This is a genomic window from Bombilactobacillus sp. ESL1187, from assembly GCF_058107155.1.
The window spans coordinates 1,663,934-1,682,537 of the sequence record NZ_JBYLTZ010000001.1 but is presented as its reverse complement, the minus strand read 5'-3'; the positions used below and the strand labels follow the sequence as shown (position 1 = coordinate 1,682,537).

General features: G+C 35.4%; 15 protein-coding genes. 6 read left to right on the top strand and 9 right to left on the bottom strand.

Features of this window, described 5'->3' with window-relative positions; translation table 11 throughout:
* Window positions 1–92 precede the first annotated feature (92 nt).
* Window positions 93–590: a ribose 5-phosphate isomerase B gene (gene rpiB, locus AC3B5B_RS07885; protein ID WP_489758018.1), complete on the top strand. Its 498-nt coding sequence runs from the start codon at window positions 93–95 to the stop codon at window positions 588–590.
* A 73-nt stretch (window positions 591–663) separates the two neighbouring features.
* Window positions 664–1,683 (top strand): LacI family DNA-binding transcriptional regulator, encoded by a 1,020-nt coding sequence (locus tag AC3B5B_RS07880; RefSeq protein ID WP_489758017.1) that lies wholly within the window; start codon window positions 664–666, stop codon window positions 1,681–1,683.
* A gap of 12 nt (window positions 1,684–1,695) precedes the next feature.
* Here the strand turns inward: AC3B5B_RS07880 and AC3B5B_RS07875 are convergent, their stop codons facing one another.
* The 4 genes from AC3B5B_RS07875 to AC3B5B_RS07860 form a co-directional block, all read right to left on the bottom strand.
* A complete protein-coding gene (locus AC3B5B_RS07875; RefSeq protein ID WP_489758016.1) occupies window positions 1,696–3,636 on the bottom strand; it encodes an FtsX-like permease family protein in 1,941 nt (646 codons plus the stop codon).
* Window positions 3,633–4,391 (bottom strand): ABC transporter ATP-binding protein, encoded by a 759-nt coding sequence (locus AC3B5B_RS07870; RefSeq protein ID WP_489758015.1) that lies wholly within the window; start codon window positions 4,389–4,391, stop codon window positions 3,633–3,635. The genes AC3B5B_RS07875 and AC3B5B_RS07870 overlap by 4 nt, the downstream gene beginning before the upstream one ends.
* Before the next feature lie 82 nt (window positions 4,392–4,473).
* On the bottom strand, window positions 4,474–5,475 hold the full coding sequence (locus AC3B5B_RS07865) for a sensor histidine kinase (RefSeq protein ID WP_489769808.1): 1,002 nt from the start codon (window positions 5,473–5,475) through the stop codon (window positions 4,474–4,476).
* A complete protein-coding gene (locus AC3B5B_RS07860; RefSeq protein WP_489758013.1) occupies window positions 5,468–6,154 on the bottom strand; it encodes a response regulator transcription factor in 687 nt (228 codons plus the stop codon). The genes AC3B5B_RS07865 and AC3B5B_RS07860 overlap by 8 nt, the downstream gene beginning before the upstream one ends.
* Window positions 6,155–6,970: 816 nt before the next feature.
* On the opposite strand from AC3B5B_RS07860, the gene AC3B5B_RS07855 reads away from it, so the two are divergent.
* On the top strand, window positions 6,971–7,855 hold the full coding sequence (locus AC3B5B_RS07855; protein ID WP_489758012.1) for a LysR family transcriptional regulator: 885 nt from the start codon (window positions 6,971–6,973) through the stop codon (window positions 7,853–7,855).
* A gap of 19 nt (window positions 7,856–7,874) precedes the next feature.
* Here the strand turns inward: AC3B5B_RS07855 and AC3B5B_RS07850 are convergent, their stop codons facing one another.
* Window positions 7,875–8,345 (bottom strand): cyclophilin-like fold protein, encoded by a 471-nt coding sequence (locus tag AC3B5B_RS07850; RefSeq protein WP_489769807.1) that lies wholly within the window; start codon window positions 8,343–8,345, stop codon window positions 7,875–7,877.
* 12 nt (window positions 8,346–8,357) lie between these two features.
* The gene (locus AC3B5B_RS07845; protein ID WP_489769806.1) at window positions 8,358–9,539 is read right to left on the bottom strand and encodes an MFS transporter; all 1,182 of its coding nucleotides are present in this window, start codon (window positions 9,537–9,539) and stop codon (window positions 8,358–8,360) included.
* A 221-nt stretch (window positions 9,540–9,760) separates the two neighbouring features.
* Here AC3B5B_RS07845 and AC3B5B_RS07840 point away from each other — a divergent pair, with 221 nt between their 5' ends.
* From AC3B5B_RS07840 to AC3B5B_RS07830, 3 genes are all read left to right on the top strand, one after another.
* Complete coding sequence (locus AC3B5B_RS07840; RefSeq protein WP_489758009.1) at window positions 9,761–10,513, top strand: SDR family oxidoreductase; 753 nt, start codon at window positions 9,761–9,763, stop codon at window positions 10,511–10,513.
* Window positions 10,514–10,612: 99 nt separating this feature from the next.
* On the top strand, window positions 10,613–11,725 hold the full coding sequence (locus AC3B5B_RS07835) for an acyltransferase family protein (RefSeq protein ID WP_489769805.1): 1,113 nt from the start codon (window positions 10,613–10,615) through the stop codon (window positions 11,723–11,725).
* A 488-nt stretch (window positions 11,726–12,213) separates the two neighbouring features.
* Window positions 12,214–14,832 carry a hypothetical protein gene (locus tag AC3B5B_RS07830; protein ID WP_489769804.1) on the top strand — a complete coding sequence of 873 codons (2,619 nt, stop codon included), beginning with the start codon at window positions 12,214–12,216 and terminating at the stop codon, window positions 14,830–14,832.
* A 180-nt stretch (window positions 14,833–15,012) separates the two neighbouring features.
* On the opposite strand, the gene AC3B5B_RS07825 is transcribed toward AC3B5B_RS07830, so the two are convergent.
* From AC3B5B_RS07825 to AC3B5B_RS07815, 3 genes are read right to left on the bottom strand one after another with little or no spacing between them, the layout of a single operon-like run.
* On the bottom strand, window positions 15,013–16,389 hold the full coding sequence (locus AC3B5B_RS07825) for a sugar porter family MFS transporter (RefSeq protein WP_489769803.1): 1,377 nt from the start codon (window positions 16,387–16,389) through the stop codon (window positions 15,013–15,015).
* Between the two features lie 44 nt (window positions 16,390–16,433).
* Window positions 16,434–17,855: an L-arabinose isomerase gene (araA, locus tag AC3B5B_RS07820; RefSeq protein ID WP_489758005.1), complete on the bottom strand. Its 1,422-nt coding sequence runs from the start codon at window positions 17,853–17,855 to the stop codon at window positions 16,434–16,436.
* Window positions 17,856–17,871: 16 nt separating this feature from the next.
* A complete protein-coding gene (locus AC3B5B_RS07815) occupies window positions 17,872–18,603 on the bottom strand; it encodes an L-ribulose-5-phosphate 4-epimerase (protein WP_489758004.1) in 732 nt (243 codons plus the stop codon).
* Window position 18,604: the final 1 nt, after the last annotated feature.

The following is an 18,604-nucleotide window of genomic DNA, read 5'->3' as shown; positions in this document are numbered from 1 at the left end:
AGACTTGAAATCAATAATAGAAAGATATATCATTCTATCTGAGAAAACGTTTGTTCAAAAAGAATGTATTTTTACTACAAGGAGGTTCTTTAATGACTAAAATTGCTTTTGGCTCTGACCATGTTGGCATCGAATTAAAGCCAATTATTATTGAGTATGTAAAATCTTTAGGCTATGAAACAATTGATTTAGGTACTTATACAAAAGAAAGAACTGATTACCCTATTTACGGTAAAAAAGTCGGTGAAGCAGTTGCACAAGGAAAAGCTGATTTAGGAATTGTTATCTGTGGTACGGGTGTAGGAATTTCCTTAGCTGCCAACAAGGTGGCTGGTATTCGTGCTGCTTGTGTGAGTGAACCATATTCCGCTGAATTATCTCGACGTCATAATAATAGTAACGTCTTGGCTTTTGGCGCCAGAGTGATTGGTAGTGAACTAGCGAAAATGATCGTCAAAGCTTGGTTAGAAGCACAGTATGAAGGTGGTCGTCATCAACGAAGAATTGACGAATTAATCGCCGAAGATAAAAGAAATAATGAACTTTTTCAACAAATAGTTAATTCAACTGCTAAAAAATATCAAGACTAACCAAAATAAAAAACTTTATGCTAAAGTAGATTAATATGCTTAACATAAAGTCTTTTATTTTGGAGTTACTAAAATGACAAATCAAACCAAAGTTTCAATTAGAGACATCGCTAAATTAAGCGGTGTTTCCGTTTCCACGGTATCACGGGTGATTAACAATAACGGTCGCTTTTCAGAACAAACCCGAAAAAAAGTTCTTAAAGTAATTAATCAATATCATTATCAAACTAATACTGCTGCTAAAACTTTACGCATGAACAAATCTAATACCATCGGCATTTTGGTGCCAGATCTTTCAAATTCCTTTTTCGCAGATTTAGTTGAAAACATCGAAAAAATTTTATTTCAAAATAATTATGCTACAGTAATTTGTGATACTAATAAAAATATACAGCGAGAAAATACCTATTTACAAATGTTAGAAGCAAAATTAGTTGATGGAATTGTCATGATCTCAGGTCAGCAATTAGATAATGATATTCATATGAATATATCGACACCTGTTATTTATATTGATCGTAACGAAAACACCAAAAACATTTACGTTGGTTCTAATAATGAGCAAGGAGCTCATCTTGCTACAAAGCATTTGATTCAAGCCGGCACCATTCCCGTAATGTTCACTTCATCCAATCAGAAAATTTCTTCTAATAATGATCGTATTAAGGGATATCGTGAAGAGATGTTAAAAAATAATTTCGATCACAGTCAACAAATAGTTATTGATATCAAAACTGAACGTCAAAAAATTAAGCAGCGAGGAATTGAAATTCGTAGTATTTTACGTAATCTGATGTCCAAAAAAAAACTACCCTTAGGAATTTTTGCAATTAGTGACACCATTGCTGCCGAAGTTATTTTAGCAGCTCACGAATTAAATCTTAATATCCCACAAGATTTAAAAGTAATTGGGTTTGATGATGCTCCGATTGCCCGCTATTGTTACCCGCAATTAACAACGATTAAACAAAACACCGCAGCTATTGCTCAAAATGCCAGCAACTATTTATTACAACTAATTCAAGGTAAATTAGACAATTCCGATATTACCAAAATTGTTGATGTTCAGTTGATTGAACGAGGAACTGTTTAAATTGTAGGATGATTAATCTGTCTCATTTTTCTTATTAGAACAATTAACGATATTAGTATAAACTTTCGCCGTAATTCCATAGATTATTCCGTAATAGGCAGCCACTAATACTATCAGCGTCAATGAAATAATGGCAAGTAATTTAAAGCTATAAACAAAGAGCATTACTAAGACGCTTTTTATTGCCGGCAATGCAAAAAGTAAATTAATAATAGCTCCAATCAACGGTAACATAAACAACAATAAAATTTGACTATGAATAGCTTTTTTAGTTTCTAATTTACTCAGTCCTACTTCTTGCATAATTAGAAAGCGTTTTTGATCAGCATAACCTTCTGACAATTGTTTATAATAAATCAGTAGGGCCATGACAATAATCATACTTAAGCTAATTAAACCACCAACAAACAAGACGCTGCCTACTAGCGAATTCATATATTGCTCCATTTGTACTTTAGCCGAATATTTATCACTATCCAATTTTAGTAGTGATGGTATTTGGCTTGCAAATTTTAATTTATGCTTTTGTGCCCCTTGAATATTTTGTCCCTGAACATATAACCAAGGTTGAGGATTAATCTGATGTGCTACTTGCTGATTAGCTGTAATAATAAAAATTGGTCGATAAATTGAACGCTGATAACTAAATCCTAACTTAAATTGTGGAATAACTTTAACCTGATAACTTTGCTGATTGAAATTCAAAGAATGCTTTAAAGCTAAATTATCAGCTGAATACACTAAAATTTGGTGCTTTTTTAAATGCAAGGAAGTTTTTTGAATTCTATTATAATCACTAACACTAATTGTACTGACTTGATAAATAATATGCATGCCACCAGTCATTGGACGTAGTTGTCCATCTTGAATCACCGACGGTATTGGAGTAGTCATTTGCATTTGCTCTGATTGTCGTAAATTAATTTGATTTTGCTTAGCTGCCCGGTGCAATATTTGTTGTTGTTGGTACGAAAATGGATGCTGTTGAACCAGCATTAAATCGGCGGGATTATAAGTGTTAACTAACTTTTCTTTACCTAAATATAAGCCAGTGCTCCCCACCAAACTGACTAAGATAGCACTACACAATAAACAGATAGAAGCCAAACTTAACGCGTTTTGTTTCATTCGGTATGATAATCCAGATAAAGCAATAAAATGTGACGGCTGGTAATAAAAATGTGGTCGTTGCTGTAAAAAATTTAATATCCAGACGCTGGAAACTAAAAAGACCAAGTAAGTTCCCAAAACAACAAATACTACTGCCACTAAAAATTGTGAAAGTGAAGCAACCGTAGGTTTGGTTTTAACAGCCAGATAGTAACCTACCGCTAAGAGCAACACACCTAAACCACCTAATAAGCCATTACTTCTAGGCTTAACTTCGACCTGATTAGTTTGTTGCCATAAAACTACCGGTTGTAATTGACGAATTTTCCAAAAGTCACTGAGTAATAGCCATAAAAATAGCAAACTAAAAATTGCAATAACGACTAACAAACCAGTTTGCGAAAATTGTTCAACAATTGCTTTGGTTTGGAGCAGATTACATAAAATCAAGAAAAATAATTTGTTAAACACTAAGCCACTAACTAAACCACCTACCAAACTAACAATCAATAAAAATAAGACTTCGATTGTTAGAATTAAATTCAAATCTTTAGTAGCTAAACCTAACATTTTATACAATGCTAACTCATGAACCTGTTGTTTAATCAAAAAACGATTAACATAAATCATTAAAAAAAGAGTTAATAAAGTAACAAAAACGGTACCCAAGATCATTAAATAAATGGTTTGTTGACCCAACGCCAACTTGTTCAAACTAGTATTAAAACAGGTATTCCAAAAAATATAATTGACGGCAACCAAAGTAATACTAGCCAAGATAAACGGTCCGTATTGTTCACGGTGGTGCGTTAATGCATGCCCAGCCAATTTAAAGTGAATCATTGCTGTTCACCTCCAACCAGTAAGGTGGCACTTGCAGTGATTTGTTGCAAATATTGACTAGCAGTTTGATTACCGCGAAACAGTTCATGAAAAATCAAACCGTCTTTAATAAATAAAACGCGTTTGGAATGACTGGCAGCCAAAGCACTGTGCGTGACCATTAAAATAGTTTGTCCTTTAGCGTTAACTTGTTCAAATAAATCCAACAATAATTCAGAATTATGTGAATCCAAGGCACCTGTAGGTTCATCAGCTAAAATTAATTGTGGTTGTGTGATTAAAGCCCTTGCTGCTGCCACTCTTTGTTGCTGCCCACCAGATATTTCGTAAGGATAGCGCTGCAATAAATCAGTAATTTGTAAAACCTTAGCCAGTGGTTGTAAGCGCTGTTGTAGAATTTTAGGTTCAGTTTTAGCTAGTACCAACGGTAATAAAATATTGTCTTGATTATTAAATGTATTAAGTAGATTAAACTTTTGAAAAACAAAACCTAAATGTTGTCTACGATATAAAGCGGCTTGATTTTCTGTTAGTTGAGCTAAATTTTGCTCATTTATTTGAATGAAACCACTAGTTGGCTTATCTAAAGTAGCAATCAAATTTAAAAGCGTTGATTTGCCAGATCCAGACTCACCCATTATCGCTACATATTCCCCCGCTTCAACTGTCAAAGAAATATCTTTCAAAGCTTGTACTTCAACTTGATGAGGTTGTGTAAACTTCTTTTGCACATGCTGTAATTGTAATAAACTCATCGTTTACCCTCCCTAAGTTATTCGATAAGTTTATTTTAAAAAGCTTTCACTTTAACAACAAGTTACAATCCCTGCCGTTAAGTTACAATTTCGCAACCTCTTTAATTTGATCTACTGGAAAAATCAGACTAACTACCGTTCCTTGCTGATATTTGGACGATATCGTTAACTGGTCGTGAAACTTTTGACTAATTTGTCGGGCCAAATATAACCCCATTCCTGTTGCATTAGGATTATTCCGGCCATTAACTCCAGTAAATCCGGCTTCAAATACGCGTGGCAAGTCACTAGCCACAATCCCAATACCCGAATCAACAACCCTTAAGCAATTGTGTTCCCAAACCAATTTAATTTCACTTCGATCGTCCGAATACTTCCAAGCATTAAAAATTACTTGTTCCAATATTACTTGCAGCCATTTAGTATCTGTCAAAATCTGAACCGCTGGAACTTGAATACGTGGAGAAATTTGGCGTTGAATAAACAGCGGCGCAAATTTTTGTAAAACAGTTTCTATAACTTGTGTCAAGGAGACCCAATTAAAACGTAAATCATGTGTTAAATTTAAAAAACGATCATAATCTAACATCGAATCTAATTGCTGCTGAATCAACTTGGTTTGCGTTCGAACCGCGATAGTATTCAGCTGCTCAATACTCTCACTCATTAATAACAGATCCGTAACTGGAACTTTGATTTCATGAGCCCAATGTATTAAATAATCTTGTTGATACTGAGCCTTTTGCTTTTGCACTTTTTGGTCAGACTTTACTTGCTGCTGCAAAGTTTGTAATTTGTGCAATAAAAGATAGTTTTCCCAATCACTAGCCGATAAATCTTGAAACAATGTTGGCTGGGAAAAATCTGTTTGCTGCAACTTTTGCCCCTTACGCCACTGATAATAAGTTTTCAAACCGCAATAGACCCCTACAAATAGTAAACTAAAGCGAATAAAATCACCCAAAATAATTATTGGTAAATGATACAAAACAAATAAAATACTTAGTAAAACTAACAAGCCACAATAGCTCAGTAAGCTTAGCAATGCCGGTTTAATCAAGAGCCACATTTCCTTTTTATTCATAAGCACATAACCGATAGCCACTACCAGGTTCAGTTACAATATATTGTTGCAGGTCAATTGGCTTCAGTTTGCGGCGCAATCGGCTAAAATTAACTCGCAAAGCTTGCTCATCCAAAAACAGACCTCCCTGCCAAAAAGTCTCCAAAAAGTGTTGCGTAGAAATTACTTGATTAACATTTAAAAATAATAATTGTAAAATATCGCCTTCAGTCGGTGACAAATTAACACGTTGCTGGTTAAAAACTACTTCATTTCCTAAAGTGTAAAGAGTATAAGGTCCAAACTGTAATTGACCACTTTGAACTTGTTGATCATAAGTCTGTAATCGCCGTAACATCGCTTGAACTTTAGCAAGTAAAATGCTAATCGTAAAAGGCTTAATAACATAATCATCTCCACCTTCAGCTAATGCTCGCAACATACTGGTTTCTTGATCAATAGCTGACAAAAATAACAATGGTACTGTCGAAATTTGACGTAACTGTTGTGCCCAATAGAAACCATCAAAATATGGCAAATTAATATCCATAATAACCAAATCTGGCTTTAATTGTTTAAATTCTGCGATAATCTTTTGAAAATCTGAAACGCCAACTACTTTCAACGACCACTTAGCGAAGTTTTTTATTACGGTTTGCAATAAAGTATTGTCATCATCGATCATCATAATTGTTTGCATCTGGATTGCCTCTCCCCCAAACTTAAGTATTAACGTGATAATTAGCTTTAATTTACCATAAATTGACTAAAATTAACTCTGAATTAACAAATATCTTTCTTAGAAATCTTTCCGCAAATTCATAATGTATTTAAACTGTCATAACAATTTTTAATTTCTAGTCATTTTTCCGTAAGATTTTCTTTAAATTTCACCAAAACAATGAGATCTTATATGATATAATTTTAATCGGCAACTCGCCCCGTAAGGGGGTGATACCGTGTTTCAGACATTTTTCGTAACTGTTGTTGCACCGATTATTGTTAGAGTAACAACACAAGTGCTTGTTGATTGGTTACACAGCAAGCATAAAAATAGCTGAGTTGCTAAGTAACTACACATAAAAAAGCCATTCCTATCTCCAGTAGGAATGGCTTTTGTGTTATACCATGTTAGACACTTTTCGTACTTACAAGGATAGTATATCATAATTGTGTTAATATTCAAATTAACCAAGCTGCCTCTTTATCATATAAGTATCTTTTATACTATCTACTAAAATTAGTTTTTTCGTTAAAAATTTGTGATAATCTGTTTCTAACCATTAAAATTTAACTTGAACTTTTTTTAAAGCTGTAAATTCATCCAGCATAGCCCCCACAATTAAAACCAGCTTCCGAATCAAGCTCTAGATTTTTCTTTCGTGGTGGATAAATTTACAAAATATCGTCACTAAGTACCGAGTATTACTCACAGTAATAATTTAAAGAAGTATAATTCATCATAATTGTGCTAGTATTATTCCAGATCTAAAAAATATCCTCCTAAGGAGTAATTATGGAAGTCCATAGTTTACGTTATTTTTTGGCAGTTGCTCAAGAACAAAATATTTCCCGAGCGGCCAAGTACTTACATATTTCACAGCCTGCTTTATCTCGCCAAATTAGTGAATTAGAAAAAGAATTGGGCGTGCAATTATTTGATCGCAGTTCCCACAACATTAAGTTGACTAACGATGGTTACTATCTTAGAGAGCATGCTCAACAAATCATCGCTTTAGTCGATAAAACTACGTCAACTTTGCAAGCTAATCACTTACTCATCAGTGGTGAATTAGACATTGGATGCGGCGAAAGTTTGGGCATGCGCCACGTCATGCAAGTGATTGGACAGATTATGGATGAATATCCAGCCGTCAAAATTCATCTCCACAGTGGAGATGCAATGGAAGTAGAAAAACAATTAGTAACCGGTAACCTAGACTTTGGCGTCATTATGGGTGAATATAATTTTCATAATTATCAAACCTTACAACTACCTGAAAAAAATTACTGGGGCATTCTCATGGCCGCTAATTCACCCTTAGCGCAAAAACCATTCGTGACCCCTGCTGATTTAAGTCGCCAAAAATTAATCATCTCCGAACAAGTCCAACACAGCTCTCATTTACAAACTTGGTGGCAAAATGTGTCCGAACAAATTCAAATTGTTGGTACTTATAATCTAGCGTATAACGCTGCACTGCTAGCCCATAATCCACATTATTTAGTTTTAGCATTTGAAGATGTAGTCAAAAATTATCATGATGGTTTAGTTTTTCGGCGACTACAGCCACAACTATCTGAAAACAATACTTTAATTTGGCAAAAGAATCGAATCATGTCGAACATTGCTAAACTATTTTTACACCAATTGCAAGCAAATCTTGCGCATAATAATTAATCAATTATCAGTTTAAAAACTAATTTTTGGTAATCTTCACTGTAAACGCATGTCTCTGATGTTTCCAAGCCGAAATAGCTCGCTGTGAATTTTGAAAATGGCCAAGCACATGAATTCCTTGAAAATACGCAACAGGGCCATAATACAGAACTAAACGTGGTTGCGGCGACCAATAACCTAAATCACCAACTTTAGGATTAGCTCCAACTGGCATCTGTTTAATAGACAATGGTTGTTTCAAGTCGGAAATTTTTTCTGCTTGGTTAAAATCACGAAACCGCAGCTTTAATGGCAGTCGCTTTTGTAAGCTTTTGGCAGCAGCACTCTGATTTAAGTATGCGCGATATTTGTGATGATGCATTTTGATAATTATTTGATTAGTAGTTTTGTCACTAGCTTGAATTGATTGTAACGGTGCTAAATAGCTCAATAAAATAATGATTAAAAAGCTGATAACTATCATGCCCCAGCCGCTTCTATTTTGTTTCATTAGAAAAAATCCTTACTTATTCATAGTTGAACGTCTATGAACATTAAACTGTTGTAAAACAATAATCAAAATTCCTCCTAATAAAAATAACTCAGTCCCTAATAAGGATCCTGAAACTCCTTTAGCCACAATGATCTGACCACAAATAGCTGAACCTAACGTCGTGCCCAGATTAGCGCCTGTAATAAACAAGCCATTGGCCAAATCAGGCGTTTGTTGCAAGGCAGTATTCATAATATACTGATTCAAATTAGCTTCCATTCCTGCCAATGTCCCCAGCAAAATAATCAAAATGATAATGACACTGATATTTTGATGATAAAAATACAGCAACAAATACGGCACTAACATTAATATTGGCAAGCCTACTAACACCTGTCGTGGCTTCACCGCCAATAATTTACCAGCAATTTCATTACCTAAAACATTAGTTAAACCATAGATTAGTAACAATACACTAATTAACCAACTGCTTAAAGAACTAGCTTGACTTAAAAAATCTGATAAATAACTATAAAAACCAAAAACACCACCATTTAAACAAATGATAATTACTAAACTAACTAGCGTCGGCAATTTAATTAGAGTCAACATTTGTTGTTTAAAATTAAGTTTTTGTGGCATAGCAACCGGCACTAAGTAAAAAGCGCTAGCACATAAAATGAGCAAATTAATTAAGCCAAAAGTTAACATCACCAATCGAAACGATCCATAACTCGCTAATAAATTAGCTAGTGGCACGCCTAACACCATGCCCGCAGAGACGCCCATGAAAACTTTTGCTACATATTGTGAAGCTTGCTGTTGATCACTGGCAATGACCGTGGCAGTGGACATGGCATATGACACGAATACCGGATGTAAAAAAGCTGGTAAAACGCGGACAATTAATAACCAGGTAAAGTTCGTAATAAATGCTGACGCAAAGCAGCTGATCACAAACAGGCTAATAGCTAATAACATCACTCTTTTTTTATTAAACCGCCCTAGCAGCGCTGGTAAAAACGGCCCACTGAGCGCAATAATTAAAGCAAATAAACTTACTAATTGGCCCGCAGATGCAATGCTCACATGATACTGGTGAGCAATATTGGGTAAAATGCCCATAATCCCCATTTCTGTGTTAGTAATACTAAAAGTACCTAATGCTAATACCCAAATTAAAATATTTTTTTGTTTTTGACTAAGTGGCATAGTTTTTCTCCTCAGCGTTTAAAATCACCATCAATTTTAAAATGCTGCTGGTCACCTGTCTAATGCCAATAATGGATAACCAACTATCTAATTGCGTTATAATTGCAAAATTAATATGTATAACTTGATCTGATACTAAACTATTTAAAATAACTATTGGTTATTTTTGATCGCCGTCGTTACAATTAACTAATATTATTAATTTTTAAAGGAGAGCAGACATGACTGTCAAAGATAAGGTTGTTATTATTCTTGGTGCCTCTTCAGGTATTGGGGCCGCTACCGCTCAACTATTAGCTGCTAGTGGCGCCAAATTAGTCTTAGGGGCCCGGCGTGAACAAAGATTAAAAGAGTTGATTCAGAATTTAGATGCCCCAAGTGAGGCTTATTATCAAGTAACTGATGTCACTCATCAACAACAAGTTCAAGCCACTATTGATTTAACCTTGGAAAAATTTGGTCACATTGATGTTTTATATAATAACGCAGGCATTATGCCCCAAGGTTATCTAGCTGATCAAGAATTTGCTACCTGGCAAAAGATGATCAATACCAATATTATGGGTGTTTTAAACGGAATTGGTAGCGTTTTACCAATTATGAAACAACAACACTCCGGCTTAATAATTAGTACCGATTCTGTGGCTGGACACGTGATTTATCCCGGATCGGCAGTTTACAATAGTACTAAATATGCTGTGCGTGCCATTATGGAAGGCTTACGCCAAGAAGAATACGCTAACGGAATTCGTTCGACGATCATTTCTCCAGGAGCAGTGTCCACAGAATTAATCAATACCGTAGGTAATGAGCAAATCAAAGCTAGTCTAACCCCCACATTTAATTCTGCTGCCAGCGATGGTTTATCCCTAAGTCCCCAAGATATTGCTCAAGCGGTTAAATATGTGATTGACCAACCCGAACACGTTACCATTAATGAAATGCTAATTCGTCCAACTAAGCAAAGTGTTTAATTAAAGACTATTACTTCCTAAAGAAAAAACTCTATAATAATTGTATTATAGGGTTTTTTGTTGTTTTAATTTAACAATTTAAATATAGAAGGAATAATGATGACTCAAACCACTTCCACCGATACTGATATGGGTGACTATCTGAAGACTTTTGCCTGTACAGCAGTCATGTTACAGTCAATTTTGGCACAAGTTTTACAAACTTACTGTACCAAACCGCAACAAGTTGGCATTGGTATCACCTACGATTTAATTAAATTTACTGCTCCAGCATTTATTTTTGGTATTATTTTTTCAACCGTTAAAAATACACCGTCTCAGATTGGGCACCAATATCCGACGTATTTAAAACAACAATGGCGTGCGTTATTCATCCCCAGTATTTGTTGGACTATGATTTATTTAGTAGTATTTCCCAATGAACAGCAGGTTGAAAAATATCATAATTTCGCAACTGTTTTGTGGCAAATGATCAATGGCAATGCCGCACCGCATTTATGGTACAACACAATGATGCTGCAATTTATCATTTTAATGCCCGTCTTTTGGTGGTTACAAAACTTTACTCAACAAAATAAACAGCGCTCACTTTGGGTATTGATTATTAGCAGTTTATTGTATGGTGGCTGGCTAGTTTTTTATCAGCTAACTGTTTTTCGTGGCTCACACCAACATGATTGGTACTTATTAGATCGCCTTTGCTTAAGTTTTTTTATCTATGCAGTGTTGGGCGTCTTAACTTGGAATTGGCAAAAACAGCTTGCTAAATTTTTACATAGATCATGGCCCTTATTAGTGCTACTGTTTCTTCTCATTTGGAGCTGGACTAATCGAGAATTATTAAGTTATGGCTATCCAATAGTTTTAACCAATGCGCCATATTATAAACTATCAATGACTCTCTATTGTATTGTTATCATCAGCCTCATTGCCACTTTGGCGCTTCATAATCTCCGGCACCAAGCCAAAGTTTTACCTGTAATCCACTTTTTAGCACAGTACGCTTACCGCGCTTACCTAGCAAATGTTGTTTGGTTGCAAATTATTTGGCATTTATTTGGTTCGTGGCTACGTTATCACATTAATCTAGCACTAGCCATTATGATTATTTATCTATTAACTTGGTGCTTATCATTCTTGTCAGCAATCCTTTTGCACTTGCTGTGGTACAAAACAAAAACTATTCGCTTTTTCTATAAGATCAAAATTTAATATTATATTGCACTAGTTAGTAAAAATTATTTAATTCAATAAAATCTTCGCACAAATTGCAGAATAAACTTACTTGTAGTACTTGGCGCTGAATATTATTAATTGAGTTTCGAATCGTCATACTACTAGTTGATTGAAATAAATTATGACTTAATTTATGTCCATAATTGTTCCTGTACTAAGTAATTTTCTAAATTGCGTAACTAATCACCATACCATTAGATAATAATTGATTAATATACTTGTTTGATATGACAAAACCAAAAGTCTGACCTCAGCATGGCTCAATTTCTAGATAGTTCATTGAGAAATATATACTACTTTAGTAAGTTGAAAAATCAATAGTTAATGTTTAGCAGTCTTATTTACAAAGTTAAAAATAAGCTTATACTAATAATTGCAGTAATTAAATTATCGAATAATTAGTCCAATTGTGTGTTAGCGTTTTTTCAACTGATAGAATATTAATTAATTTATGAGGTTGTACAATGAGACATCGCCGAAAAAGAGCTTTGAATTTACTTTTGATAATTACTTTATCAGTATTAGGTGTTTTGGGGACAATTAATTCTAGTCAAGCAGATGATAGTATTTCAAGCTTTTTATCTCCAGTAATTCCTACTCCTTCTCAAGAATTTCTAGCCAAGCCAAAAGATTTTTTAAAATTCCGTCCAAAAAAAGCGCTTACTATTTCTAATTGGTCTAATAAATCTGACTTATTACGTGGTGCCAATCCAATTGCTGGTACCGAAGTCGCTAGTGCTAATTCTAACCTTGACTTTACATTAAACACTAGTGGCGGTTTTGACTCAAATAACAATCCATATGTTTCTTTGAATTGGAAAGATATGTCTAATGCAACTAATGGTGGCTATAGTGGTGGTTATCAAGTCACACGAACTACTGATGATCCGAGTAATTCTTTCGTGAATTGGGAGCCAGTTGGTACTAACTATGGTAAAAAAATTAAAATTCTCAATGTCTACCCAACTGATGGTAATCATTTAAAAGATTGGATGAACATTATTCCAAACAGACAAATTGCAACGGTTTCAAATGATCTAATTGCTGTTACACCAGTAGCAGAAACAGATTTTAATGCCAATCCCAATCATTATTTATTTAAAGATGCTAACGATCAATATAACTATGACGGCTTATTCTTTGGTTCAGCGGATGGCGGTAAAAATGTCGATTTAAGTGTCGCTAGTGCTAATGCTACTAATGCTTTTGGAAATACAGGGCGTTCATTGATTTTTGGTCATGATACTTTAACTGGTAACTTATCTCATTATAATAGCTTTGCTGATAAATTAGGACTAAAAATTATGCCAATGAGCTATGATGCAGGAGCGAATGATGACCGCATTGGCTCAAAAACGGTCGAATTAATGTCAGATATGCGAACAGGATCTCTAGCTTCTTATCCTAATAAACTGTTGCAATATAACAGTACTAACAAATTTACAATCCAACCTTCTCATACCGGAGGGCAATTCTATCTTTATAGTGATGGTGCACAAAGATGGATGGATTTTGCAATGGATCCAGGACAAAATTCGTTCCACTTTTTAGGAAGTAATGCCCAGCCTGCTACTTCTGTTCACTATTTAGATAGTAATGGTAACCGCACGTCCAATCCTAACGGTGCTATCGGTGATGATAACTGGTATTTAATTACTAAAAACAATTATGCAATGACCCAAACTGGCCACACAACCGGAGCATGTTCCGTTGAAGAAGCTATGATTCTAGCTAATATGATGTATTATACTAGCACATTAAACACCACCACGCATGGCGAAGATCGAACCGTCAAAGACACTGCCGCTCCAGATGCACCAATAATTGATAATATCGCACCCACAGTTAGCGATAAAGTAACGGCTAACTGCAAAAGTACAGATAATGCTACCAATTACTATTACCGGGTCCAAGCTAAACGTGGTAGTAACAGTACTAATTCACAATGTATCAAACAACCTATTAAAAGTGACATTAAGGGTTATATTTATCAAATTGATAACAATGCTAATACGACTATTAATCCAAATAAGGATACTCAAGGTAATATCGATAGCTCTAATAACACCAATTTCATCGGTGTATCTGATCCAACATCTAAAGCTTCCATTAATAATATTAATCGTTTTTCTCATCAATATTTACACGTGGTTGCGATTGATAACGCTAATAACGTATCCGCAACTAGTTCTAAGAAAATTTCGAGTTTAATTAACAAAAGTAACAGTTATTATATTTATCAGATCTGGGATGATGCTAATCATAACGGCTTAAAGGAAGCTACTGAAAAAATTATTCCACACCAAACGGTTTCATTCTTTTATCGTAAACAAGATGGCACATATGAACCAATTTTAACAAAGATTAATTCTTGCGGAAACGAAAGCTATGGTAGTGGTTGGTTGCAACTGAACTCTACAGTACAAGCAGGAATTGATATTGATACCGCAGCTTTCAAAGGACTAACGCCCACAGTAACTGGCGGTGACAGTTGTCTTCAAACCAGTCCCCCCAAAACCATTAATGGCCAGCGCTATGTTCTTTCTGATCCTCTGAAGATTACCGATACCATTCCTAGAATCGAGATGGGGTTAACCAAACAACTAAAATTTTTAAGTTTAACTAATCTGCCAAAGATGGATTTTGGTGACAATAATAATGTTATTGGATATCAAAATACTAAGACTTTAACTAATAACAATTCTACTGATGTAGATAATGAGTTACAGATTGATGACCAACGAGGCAGTCAACCAATTCTTAATTATTCTGCCATTCCTTATGAAGTTACAGTTAAGTTATCACCATTTAAAAACGGTAACAAAACTGGTTTACAACAAGCCCAATTGTTTTTTCAAGAACGCAACAATCCACAATCGATCACTGTTAATCCAGATAATGCTGAGGTATCACTTTATAATTCAGGAACTGCCATTGTAAACGGAATTAATACTCGTTACTATAATGATATTAATGGTCATTCACAAATTAAATTGACAGTACCACCTAAGAATCTCAATAACGACATTACCGCTGGTACTTATAGTGCCACATTAACCTATTCTATTAAAAATGCTCCATAAAGTTTTTGAATTGACAAAGAATCCTGCTAAATTTAGCCTTCAATTTAGTGGGATTTTTTTATACTAATTATTTGGCCACATAAAAAATCTCACTTCAATCACAAATTGAAATGAGATTAAAAATAATGATTAACCTTACACCAACTAAACGCTAATTCCAGTTTAATCTATTGATTCATATTACTTATGAGCATGAATTCTACCTTGCTCTTCGATTTCTTCTAAACTGTGACCAGCAGTTTCAGGAACGCGCAAAGTAACAAACAAAACACCTAATAGGCAAATAACACCAAAGATTGCAAACACCGCTGCCTGAGGCATAGAGGCAGTCATTATTGGAAAGAGTAATCCTACTAGGAAGGAACCAATCCAGTTAAACGATGAAGCCAAGCCTGAAGCACGTCCACGAATTGCAAGTGGAAAAATTTCACCGACAATAACCCAAGTTAAGGGTGCCCAAGTAAAGGAATAAAAAGCAACATAAATACATAAAAACACGACAATTAGCATGGAATTTGCATGTGGTAATAAAACATTAATCAAAGCTGGCAAGATAAACGACAAGCCCATAATTGTTCCACCTAAAATTAATAAGGAACGCCGCTTAAAATGATCAGCGATGGCTAAAAAGACTAGCGAACCAATGACTAGAATAATTCCTTGAACAATTGGCCATAAAAGTTGTGAGCTAGCAGCTTGGCCCGTTGCTTTTTGAATAATTAAAGGAATGTAGTAAAAAATAGCATTAGCTCCTTGAAATTGTTGAAAAGCAGCTACCCCTACACCTGCATATACTAAATAACGATATTTAGAATCTAATAAGGTTTTCCAAGTAGTACTTTGTTGAGTTTGCTCTTCTTCTTGAACTGTTGATTGAATTTGATCCAGCTCAGATTGAACGTCTACTGCTGGCCGAATAATTTTTAAGACTTGTTCGGCTGAATCTTTTTGACCATTTTTCACCAAAAAACGGGGCGATTCTGGCAAACGTAATACTCCCAAATACAAGATAATTGCTGGAACTGCTGCCAAACCTAACATTAATCGCCAAGCAAAATTATCCGGTAGATTTCTCAACAAATAATCCATAATATAAGAGATCAACATTCCTGAAACAATCATTGTTTGATTAATTCCAGACAAACGTCCTCGCAACCGCGCAGGCGCCATCTCAGCCATATAAGCCGGAACTAGTGCCGAAGCAGCTCCAACAGCTAAACCTAATAAGACACGCACAATAATCAAATAATATTGTCCATTATTAGGAGACAAGCCGGATAAAATTGACCCCAGCGCAAAAACCAAAGAAGAAATCAAAATCATTTTGCGGCGTCCCAACCGGTCCGACAATTGCCCCGCTAAAGCACCGCCAAAAATCGCACCAAACATCACTGCTGAGGTAATACACCCAACAATAACTGCATTATTTAAATTCCAGTCATGCTGCAAAAATGGTAAAGCCCCTGTCATGACACCAATATCATAACCAAATAAAATTCCGCCAAAAGAGCCAAAGAAATAAATAAAACCACTCGAAATTTTGGATGATGACTGCATCAAATCACCTTGTTTTCTATTGTTTTTAGATCAACAAAATTTCTCTAAATCAAAACTGCCTTAATACCATAAAGGGTAGCCAAATCTTCAACTTGTTGTGCCGTGGCGGAAAAACTAAAGACCGTATGGTGTCCACCACCATTTTGAATCCATTGTGTAGCACCATTCTTTAATCCCGCTTTGGGTGTCCACATTTGCTTAGCAACTGGTAAATGTGGTGTTTCTTTTTCTGGTTTTTGACCAGTAACTGGATAACCAATCAACTTAAAGCCATCGCGAAAATCAGCTAAAGTAATATCAATTGCATCACCCTGCGAACCGGTGAAGACCAAACGAGCAGGATCATCTTTGCCACCAATATCCAATGGATGAACTTCCACCCGCACTTGATCGGAAGCGATTGAAGGATCAACTTCGAGCATATGCGAACCCAGAATTGCTTCATGACCCGGACGCAAATCCAAAGTGTAATCTTCCATAAAGGCCGTCTTTTGGTTATGTGTCATAATCTTAAAGACTCGAAGTAAGGCAGCTGTCTTCCAATCACCTTCACCAGCAAAACCATAACCATCTCGCATTAACAATTGGGCGGATAATCCTGGTAACTCTTCTAATCCCCATAAATCTTCAAAGTTTGAAGTAAAGGCACTGTAACCACCTTGTTCTAAGAACTTCTTTAGAGCCAAATATTGCTTTAATTGATAACGAACAGCATGCTCATAAGTCTTCTGATCATTAGCGCCGACTACTAATTGATAATCCTTTTGCAATTGTTGATATTGTTGTTCAACATCATCATCGCTGACTTCCTTCATCGCAGCTACTAAATCACCAACGCCATAATAATCAACCGTCCAACCTAATTGAATTTGCGCCTGAATTTTATCGCCTTCAGTTACCGCAACATTACGCATATTGTCACCAAAACGCGCTACCTTTAAGTTGAAGGATTCATCATATGCTACAGCCACATCTTGCCAATCAGCAATTTCTTGTTGAACTTTCTCATCCGCCCAATGTCCGTAAATAACTTTATTATGCTTTTGTAAACGTGCATTAATATAACCATATTCCCGATCGCCGTGGGCACTTTGATTCAAATTCATATAGTCAAAGTCAATGTCATCATACGGAATATAATTTAAATATTGAGTAGCAAAGTGCAATAGTGGTTTTTGTAATAACTTTGTACCCCGAATCCAATTCTTAGCTGGTGAGAAAGTATGCATCCAAGTAATCACACCAGCAACTCGGTCTTCATAATTAGCTTTTTTCATAAACTGTGTAATTTCATCAGCTGTGGTTAAAACTTCTTTGAAGACAATCGGATAAGGAAGTTTACCGTTTTCATTTAAAGCCTGCACAATTTTTTTAGCATCCACAGCCACACTCTTCAAAGTTTCTTCACCATATAAATGCTGACTGCCGGCTGCAAACCAAAATTCATATTTAGGTAATTCTAACATCTTCATCAACTCCTAATTAATTTTCCCGTACAGCATGATCATGAGAATGTTGACTATTTTGACCATAATAGGCATCTTGACCATGTTTACGATAATAATGTTTATCTAACAAATACTGTGGCACATGACTGTCATTGCGGGTCAATTGCAATGTATGATAATCTTCTTCGGCAACCACCTCCAAAACTTTGGCATTATAAACAGCTTGCTTAGCGTCAGCTCCCCAACTAAAAGGACCATGCTGACTGACTAACGCCGCAGGAATTGCTTGATAATCCAGCTTACGCTGTTTAAAGGTTTCAACAATTGCTTTTCCAGTATTACCTTCGTAATCTTCTGTGATTTCTTGTTTAGTCAGGGCTTTAGCTGCAGGTACATCACCATAAAAAGTATCGGCATGCGTGGTATTCAACGCAGGAATATCCATTTTTGCGGCTGCAAATGCCACTGCCCAAGGTGAATGCGTATGAACAATGCCGCCAATTTTGGGAAAAGCATTATACAAAACTGTATGTGTCGGTGTATCACTAGAAGGATTCATCTTACCTTCCACTACTTCGCCTTTTAAATTAACAACTACCAAATCCTGCGGTGTTAAATCTTCATAGGCAACACCAGAAGGCTTAATGACAAATAAGCCTTGTTGGCGATCAATTCCTGAAACATTTCCCCAAGTAAAAGTTACTAAATCTAACTTGGGTAATTGCATATTGGCTTCATAAACTTCTTGCTTTAATTGTTCTAACATG